The following is an 8,666-nucleotide window of genomic DNA, read 5'->3' as shown; positions in this document are numbered from 1 at the left end:
ATGAAACCCAATAAATAACAATTCACAAAGGTATAACCCAACTTGCAATTCATCCACGACCTTGAAGAGGTCGTGGTATTCTTGCATCATTTAGATAAATCATTACGATTTATCTTTTTCTTTTTTTAACACCACCGACTATTTTTCAAAAAGTTAAAATAATCTTACTCTTATATTATCATATATAGGAGTAGATACCATGGAATCCATAGAAAATGCTTCAAAAGAAGAATTGATTGAAAGCATAGAATCTCTTAAAGAGGAAAATGACAAGGTTAAAGACGAATTGATGCAAAAGGTCAGACATCTTGAAGGCGAACAGCTGAAATCAAATGTCAGCAACCACCAGCTTGAAGGCAAAATCAAGGAGCTGAAAGGAGAAATCAAGTCATTCAAGAAAAATCCGCTAATCCTTGCAACAGTAACCGAAGTCTTCGATGACAACCAGGTCGGAATCAAGGGAAACGTAGGCCATGAATTTCTGGTGACCTATCCGGGCTCAATCAACAAGGACCTTCTCGAACCAGGAGCAAGGGTGGCACTGAACCAGAACAACCTAACCGTCGTCAACGTATTTCCTAAAAAGAAGGACGAAAACATTACTGCAATGGAGGTTATAGACCGTCCGGACATTACCTATGATGACATTGGAGGGCTCAAATATCAGATTGTCGAGATAAGGGAAACAGTTGAGCTTCCGATATTGCACCCTGAAATATTCAAGGAAATAGGAATTGATCCTCCAAAGGGAATATTGCTGTACGGACCTCCAGGAACCGGTAAGACATTGCTTGCAAAGGCAGTGGCCAACAATACCAATGCAAGGTTCATAAAGCTTGTGGCATCCGAATTTGTCAACAAGTATCTCGGTGAGGGCTCAAGGTATGTTAGGGAAGTCTTTGAACTGGCACGTGAAAAGACGCCTGCAATCATTTTCATAGACGAGATAGATGCAATCGGGACCAAAAGGATGGGAGACACCAGCGGAGCCGACCGTGAGGTTCAGCGTACACTTATGCAGCTTCTGGCTGAACTGGACGGTTTTGAATCACGTGGAGACATAGGAATAATAGCCGCAACAAACAGGCCCGACATACTGGATGACGCACTCCTGAGGCCGGGAAGATTTGACCGTACAATAGAAGTTCCAAATCCAAGCATTGAGGGCAGACGCCAAATACTTAAAATCCACACCGAAAAGATGAAGCTTGACGACAATATCGATTTTGAAAAGATAAGTGAAGTGACAGAAGGCCTTTCAGGGGCCGACCTCAAGGCGGTCTGCACTGAAGCGGGAATGTTTGCAATCAGAAACAACAGAAGAAAAGTGATATACAAGGACTTCATGGATTCAATCGACAAAATCATGAATTCCATCAAAGGAATTAATTAAAAACTAATACTTTTTATATTAATAAATACAAAAATTAAGGTAGTATAAAACTTATTCTTATTATTTTAATGGTGAATATAGATGACACATTGGATTGAAAATATAGCAGAAGAACTTGCTAAAAGAGATGTAGAAGAACATGTTATCGCAAGCGGAACCTCAATATCCGGTTCCATTCATATTGGAAACTCATGCGATATATTTATAGCAAACGCAATCGGTAAAAAATTAAGAGAATTTGGAAAAGAAGCTAAAACCATATGGATTGCAGATGACCATGACCCACTTAGAAAAGTTCCGTATCCACTTCCTGAAGATTACGACAAATACCTTGGAATGCCATACTCAATGATTCCATGCCCAGACGGATGCTGTGCAAACTTTGTGGAACACTTTGAAAAACCATTGCTGAACGTCATGGACGACTATGGTATTGAAATGGAAGCTAAATCCGGTTTTGAAATGTACAAATCCGGAGTATATAACGATTACATCAGATTATCCTTGGAAAAAGTAGATGAAATCAAGGAAATCTTCAACGAATACAGAAGAGAACCTCTGGCAGACGACTGGTTGCCATACAACCCAATCTGTGATGAATGTGGAAGAGTAAATACCACATATGCCTACGATTATGACGGAGACATCATCAAATACAGATGTGAATGTGGCCACGAAGGTGAAATGGACATCAAATCCGGTAACGGTAAGTTGACCTGGAGAGTAGAATGGGCCGCAAGATGGAAAATATTCGGAACCACCTGTGAACCATTCGGAAAAGACCATGCCGCAAGTGGAGGATCCTATGACGTAAGTAGTGTGATTTCAGAGCAAATCTTTGACTATCCTGCACCATATCCAGTGCCTTACGAATGGATTACCCTTGATGGAGAAGCAATGAGTAAATCACACGGTGTCTTCTTTGCACCTGAAGAATGGCTGAAAATAGGACCTGCAGAAAGCCTAAACTATTACCTGTTCAGGTCAAAACCTATGAAGGCAAAGGATTTCTCACCAAAAATGCAATACCTAGACTTTATCGACAGCTTCGATACAGTTGAAAAAGTATTCTACGATGAAGTTGAAGCTCCATCAGAAAAAGAGGAAAGAAAATTCAAGGAAATCTATGAAATCGTGCAGATCAATGAAGGTAGTCCTCTACCGTTCAGACCACCTTTCAGATTCCTCGTTAACGCTTATCAGATTGCTGGTGACGATTTGGAAAAAATCTTTGAAATCCTTAAAAAGAACTCACAATTGACCAAAAGCTTTAAGGACAAAGAATTCGGCGACCTGACAGAAACTGAAATGGCACAATACCGTGAAAGAGTTGACAATGTAATATACTGGTTGGACACTTATGCACCTAAGTTTGTGAAATTCCAGGTGCAAACTAAAAAGGTTCCAAAATTACCTCTAACAGATGAACAGACCCAATTCCTAAACGGTTTGGCTGACCTAATGGAAAGCACTGAGTTCAGCGATGCAACAGAATTGCACGATGCAATGTATGAAATCCTTGAAGGTCAAGGTTTAAAACCACAAAAAGGTTTCCAAGCAATCTATAAAATGATACTCGGTCAAAAACAAGGTCCAAGAGCTGCTTCATTCTTATTAAGCCTGGACAAAGACTTTGTTGTAAAAAGATTAAGACAAGAAGCTTAATCTTTTTTAATCTATTTTTTTTAAATCATACTTTTGAATTCCTTTTTCATCAAAAGGTCATCAACGAATTTATAATCTAGTTTTTCGAATATTTCAATCAGAATATCCTCTTTGGAATCAAAACTGACAACGACACTTTTGAATTCATAGTCCATCGCAATCTTTTCTAGCTGCCTTATCAGTTTATAGGATATCTTTTCCCTGTCATCATATGAGTTTAAAAACAGTGTTGTTATCTCGGCGGAGTCCGCATCATAGACCTTAAAGCTTGCACAGCCTATGGTCCTGTTGAAACTGTTCAAAAGCAATACTACCTGAGGGTCACTAACTTCACACCCGAATGATGCACACATCTCTATAAATCTCACATCACGTTCATCTGTAACTATTATCTCCATCATTTCACCTCTGTAGTGTTTCCCACTTTTTTAAGTTCCTCATCCCATATCTTCGAATTGTCGGATGTGAATTTCAAAAACAAATCCCTGCATTTGATGTCATTCAGGACAACCACTTCAACATCATTGCAGAGCAACAGATTCTCCGCACCCATCAGGGTTGTGTTCTCCCCTATGACAACTCTAGGTATATTGTACAATATTACTGCCCCGGAACACATCGGACAGGGCGACAGTGTAGTATAGAGACAACATTTCCTGTAGTCCTCATAGTCAAGACGCCCCGCATTTTCAATCGCATCCATTTCCGCATGCAGCACAACGGAATCATTCTGTATCAAACGGTTATGTCCACGGGAAATTATTTCTCCGTCTTTAACCAGAACTGCCCCTATTGGAATTCCACCTTCAGCCAAAGACTTTTCAGCTTCCAAAATAGCTTCATCCATAAAATAAGCGTCAGAATTCATAAAAAAAATAAGGTAATAGATGAATTAATCATCTATTTAAATCTGTTGAACAATCCTTTGTTGGATTCTTTTTCTAATTTTTCTTCAAGTTTTGCAACTTGTTTTCTTAAATCAGCAATAGTTTTACCTGATTCATTTGAAAGTTTATCATAACTGCTTTCTTTAATTTTGAGTTGAGTTCTAAGGTCAGATAATTCGTCATTAAGGCCTTGCACTTCTTTTTTGCTTTGTGTCTCAACTTCTTCCTTATAGTTTCCGAATTCGATTATCTCAGCCCTTAACTTGTCAACTTCATCGGAAAGGTTAATGTTTTCTTTTCTGGAATCAGCCAATTTGTCTTTTAATTCTTTGATTTCTTTATTTAATTTGCTGTTTTCTTTTTTAACATTGTCAAGATCGGTAGTGTCGATTTGGTTTTCAAGGTCTGACAATTTAGCCTCATACTCTTCCTTAATGGAATCGACTTCTGATTCCAGTTTATCAGCCCTTACTTTGTTAACCGCATTTTCAGCACCGATTTTTCCAATTTTGTTACTCAAATCAGCACTAATGTCCAATTGATCAAAGTATTTTCTTGTAGTTTTTTCAAGCGCGTCTGTTAACTCAATTTTAACATCTTTTAACTCAGCATTTTCCTTTTTGAGTTTAGGAATGACAGTATTAGTCAAGTAGTTAAGTTCATTTGATTGATTGGATAATTTTTTATCCTTATCCTGTAATTTTTGGATTAATCTATCATTTTTAGAATTGTCTTGTTGTTTTGGCTTTGCAACAACCTCTTCAGGAACTTCCTCTTCAACTTCAGGCTCTTCAGCTGCTTCTTCAACAGCCTCTTCAGGAACTTCCTCTTCAACAACTTCTTCAACTACCGGCTCTTCATCCACCACTTGAGGAGCTTCTTCAACTACTGGTTCTTCAGCAGTTTCTTCAACTACTGCTTCAGGAACTTTGTTTTCAACAACAGGTTCCTCGACGATTTCTTCTACAACTACTTTGTCTTTGCTTTCAGTTTTTGATTTAGACCTTAATTTATTTAAGTCTAATTTCACTTTTTGCCCATACATAGCGTTTATTGGTTTATCAGACATTAAAATCACCATTATAGCAATATTAATTTATATACATTCAACTACGAGATACAGTAATAAATTAAGATTTTACCATATTTAAGTATTATCTAAAAAACTTAATATTGTATGAAAAACAATAGATTATATACTTATTAATTTTGTAACTTGGTGGCGATACCATGGATTATTTTGAAAGATTAGAAAAAGAAACCAATCACCTATACGAAATAGCTAATATGGCAAGGTCCAGAGGTCTTGATGTTGAAACAGAGACCGAAGTACCTCTTGCAAAGGATTTAGCTGAAAGAGTTGAAGGGCTTGTCGGTCCTGAAGGTGTAGCAAAAAGGATTAAGGAATTGGAAAAGGATATGGACAGGGAGTCTGTCGCATTTGAAATTGCAGCTGAAATCGCAGACGGCACATTTCCACTAAGCGGTGAAAAGGCCGATTACGATGAGGAGCAGAGATGTGACCAGGGTTTGCGTACTGCACTGGCGATTTTGACAGAAGGGGTTGTAGCAGCACCTTTGGAAGGTATTTCCGATGTTAAAATCAAGCAGAACTTTGACGGCACAAAATATATCGGAGTATATTTTGCAGGACCTATCAGAAGTGCCGGTGGTACAGCTGCAGCACTTGCCGTGCTTTTGGGAGACAAAATCAGACAGGCAATTAACATTGATGCATTCAAGCCGATTGAGGACGAAATCGAAAGGTATGTAGAGGAAGTTGAGCTATACGAATCCGAAGTTACAAATTTACAATACTCACCAACACCAGAGGAAGTGAGATTTGCTGCCAATCACATACCTGTTGAGGTTTCAGGGGAACAGACCGATCAGGTTGAAGTGTCACACAGGGATTTGGAACGTGTCGAAACCAACAACATTCGTGGAGGAGCGCTTCTGGCTATGGTCGAGGGCGTTATCCAGAAATCCAAAAAGATTAAAAAGATTGCAAACAAACTGGGTCTCGACTGGGATTGGCTTGAGGAATACTCAAAACCTAAAACATCAGAATCAAGCGATGAAGGAGAGTCAGACATTGTCAGCGAACCTAAATACATCCAGGATATCATTGGAGGAAGGCCTATTTTGGGATATCCTTCCGAAAAGGGCGCTTTCAGGCTAAGATACGGAAGGTCAAGAAACACAGGTCTTGCTACAATGGGAGTTCACCCGGCCACCATGGCACTGCTCGAGTTTCTGGCTGTCGGAACACAGCTGAAAATCGAATATCCAGGAAAGGGTAACTGTGTTGTTCCGGTGGATTCCATTGAAGGCCCTACCGTAAAGCTTAAAAATGGAGATGTTTTGGTTCTCAATTCAGTCAAAAAGGCACGTGAAGTCAAAAAGGATGTTGTTGAAATCCTCTTTTTAGGAGACATGCTGGTTGCATTCGGCGAGTTTTTAAGAAACAACCAGCCGTTATACCCTTCAGGATGGGTTGAAGAATGGTGGATTCAGTTGCTTATGAGAAGCGAGAAGTTCAACGACGATCTGGATTTGGGCCGTCTTGAATACGATTACATTCCCGCAAAGGAAGCATTTGAACTTTCAAGAGAATATGACATTCCTCTTCATCCGAAATACACCTACTGTTATCATGACGTGACAATCAATGATTTGAACGAACTGATTGAACTGATTGAAGCTTCAAAAGACACCTACACAGAAGATAAAGGAATCAAACTTGACCTGTCATATCCGAAACGTGTTCTTGAAGTCATCGGCGTTCCGCATACTGTTCGTGACGGCAAGATAATCATTGACAAGGATCATTCCTATGCACTGCTAAACACACTGACAGGCAAATTGCCTAAGATGAACACGACAATGGAGGCCGTCAATGCAGTATCACCTATTGAAATCAAAAGCAAGGCTCCAGCATATATCGGTACCCGTGTAGGTAGGCCTGAAAAATCCAAGGAAAGACTTATGAGACCTGCTCCTCACGGTCTGATTCCTATCGGAAACTACGGAGGAGCCAGAAGACTGGTTGCAACCGCAGCCAAAAAGGGCAGCATCAAGGTCGACATTTCAAGACGTAAATGTACCAATCCGGAATGTGGCATAAGCTCATTCGGTTCACTGTGCCCTAAATGTGGCCATCCGACAGAAATGACAAAACCTTCAGAGAAAAGCATCCCTCTTGCAAGTATGCTCAAAAAGGCATCAGATAACGTCAAGGTGAGAAGAGTTGATGAGGTAAAAGGTGTTGTCGGTATGATTTCAGAGTCCAAACTCCCTGAACCTATGGAAAAGGGAATTTTAAGGGCAAAACATGAAGTGTTCACATTCAAGGACGGTACAATCCGTCACGATTCCACAGATTTGCCGCTGACACATTTCATTCCACGTGAGATTGGAGTTACAGTTGAAAAGCTCCACGAAATGGGTTATGAGAAGGACTGTTACGGCAATCCTATTGAAAACATTGACCAGATTATCGAGCTTAGGGTTCAGGATATCGTCATTTCAGACAATTGCGGAGAGTATCTTAAAAGAACAGCACAGTTCATCGATGATGAGCTTGTAAGATACTATGACATGGATCCGTACTACAATGTCAAGGAAAAAGAAGACCTGATAGGACATCTTGTAGGAGGTCTTGCACCCCACACATCCGCAGCGGTACTTGGCCGTATAGTCGGTTTCACCAAGGCTTTGGGATGTTATGCTCATCCGTATTTCCACTCAGCAAAACGTAGAAACTGTGACAGTGACGAAGATGCGGTGATGTTGCTTTTGGATGCTTTAATTAACTTCTCAAAGACATACCTGCCGAATACACGTGGTGGTAGTATGGATGCACCACTGGTTTTATCCTCAAGGATTGACCCTGAAGAGATTGACGACGAATCACACAACCTGGACATATTTGAAAGGTTCCCTGTTGAGTTTTATGAGGAAACCTACACTCCTCACAAGCCTGCAGACGTCCTGGAATACATCGACAACGTTGAGATGCATTTGGGAACACCGCAGCAATATGAGGGACTGATGTTTTCCCACCATACCTCAAATATCCATGCAGGACCGACAGTGTGTCTCTATAAGCGTTTGCCATCCATGAGGGAAAAGGTTGAGGCCCAGATTGCACTTGCTGAATCCATCCGTGCGGTTGATCAGCGTGGTGTCGTTGAAAAGGTTCTATCTTCCCACTTCCTGCCGGACATCATGGGTAACTCAAGGGCGTTTTCAAAGCAGAAGGTCAGGTGCACAAAGTGCGGTTCAAAGTACAGAAGAATGCCTCTGACCGGTAAGTGCAAGTGTGGTGGAAACCTGATTTTATCAGTTTCAAAGGGTTCCGTTACCAAGTATCTTGAGATTTCAAGGGATCTTGTTAACCGTTATCCGGTATCCCACTATCTTGAACAGCGTTTGGAGATTCAGGAGTTCGGTATCAACTCTTTGTTTGAAAGTGACAAGTCCAAGCAGAGCTCTTTGGATGTATTTTTCTAAATCGTTACCAAATGCTCTCGGACAATTGATTTTTAATAATAATTATATAATAAATTTCAGAGTATATAAATAATGTTCGAGTCAAGACGAACAATTTATATACCATGAAAATCTAAGTATTAATTAGATGTTCGTATCAATACGAACAATAATTATACATGTACTTACATATAATAATTTAGTTGAGAGCGTAGGCTCTCGAAACT

At 40.0% G+C, this 8,666-nt stretch carries 6 protein-coding genes; 3 read left to right on the top strand and 3 right to left on the bottom strand.

The genetic code is table 11. The annotated features are described in order from the left end of the window. The first annotated feature begins 208 nt into the window (after positions 1–208). Complete coding sequence (locus tag QZV03_RS03310) at positions 209–1,393, top strand: proteasome-activating nucleotidase (RefSeq protein WP_394350674.1); 1,185 nt, start codon at positions 209–211, stop codon at positions 1,391–1,393. Between the two features lie 81 nt (positions 1,394–1,474). Then, the gene (lysS, locus tag QZV03_RS03305; RefSeq protein WP_296874284.1) at positions 1,475–3,058 is read left to right on the top strand and encodes a lysine--tRNA ligase; all 1,584 of its coding nucleotides are present in this window, start codon (positions 1,475–1,477) and stop codon (positions 3,056–3,058) included. A gap of 20 nt (positions 3,059–3,078) precedes the next feature. On the opposite strand, the gene QZV03_RS03300 is transcribed toward lysS, so the two are convergent. From QZV03_RS03300 to QZV03_RS03290, 3 genes are read right to left on the bottom strand one after another with little or no spacing between them, the layout of a single operon-like run. Next, positions 3,079–3,459 (bottom strand): hypothetical protein, encoded by a 381-nt coding sequence (locus QZV03_RS03300; RefSeq protein ID WP_296874283.1) that lies wholly within the window; start codon positions 3,457–3,459, stop codon positions 3,079–3,081. Beyond that, positions 3,456–3,926, bottom strand: coding sequence for a nucleoside deaminase (locus tag QZV03_RS03295; protein ID WP_296874282.1), 471 nt, complete (start codon positions 3,924–3,926; stop codon positions 3,456–3,458). The genes QZV03_RS03300 and QZV03_RS03295 overlap by 4 nt, the downstream gene beginning before the upstream one ends. A 32-nt stretch (positions 3,927–3,958) precedes the next feature. Beyond that, on the bottom strand, positions 3,959–5,014 hold the full coding sequence (locus QZV03_RS03290) for a hypothetical protein (protein WP_296874281.1): 1,056 nt from the start codon (positions 5,012–5,014) through the stop codon (positions 3,959–3,961). Positions 5,015–5,175: 161 nt separating this feature from the next. On the opposite strand from QZV03_RS03290, the gene polC reads away from it, so the two are divergent. Continuing rightward, positions 5,176–8,460, top strand: a complete 3,285-nt coding sequence (gene polC / locus QZV03_RS03285; RefSeq protein WP_296874280.1) for a DNA polymerase II large subunit — start codon at positions 5,176–5,178, stop codon at positions 8,458–8,460. Positions 8,461–8,666: the final 206 nt, after the last annotated feature.

The sequence above is a fragment of the uncultured Methanobrevibacter sp. genome (assembly GCF_902788255.1).
Lineage (GTDB): Archaea > Methanobacteriota > Methanobacteria > Methanobacteriales > Methanobacteriaceae > Methanocatella.
Note: the sequence above shows the minus strand (reverse complement) of the source record. Positions and strands in the feature narration are given on the sequence as shown.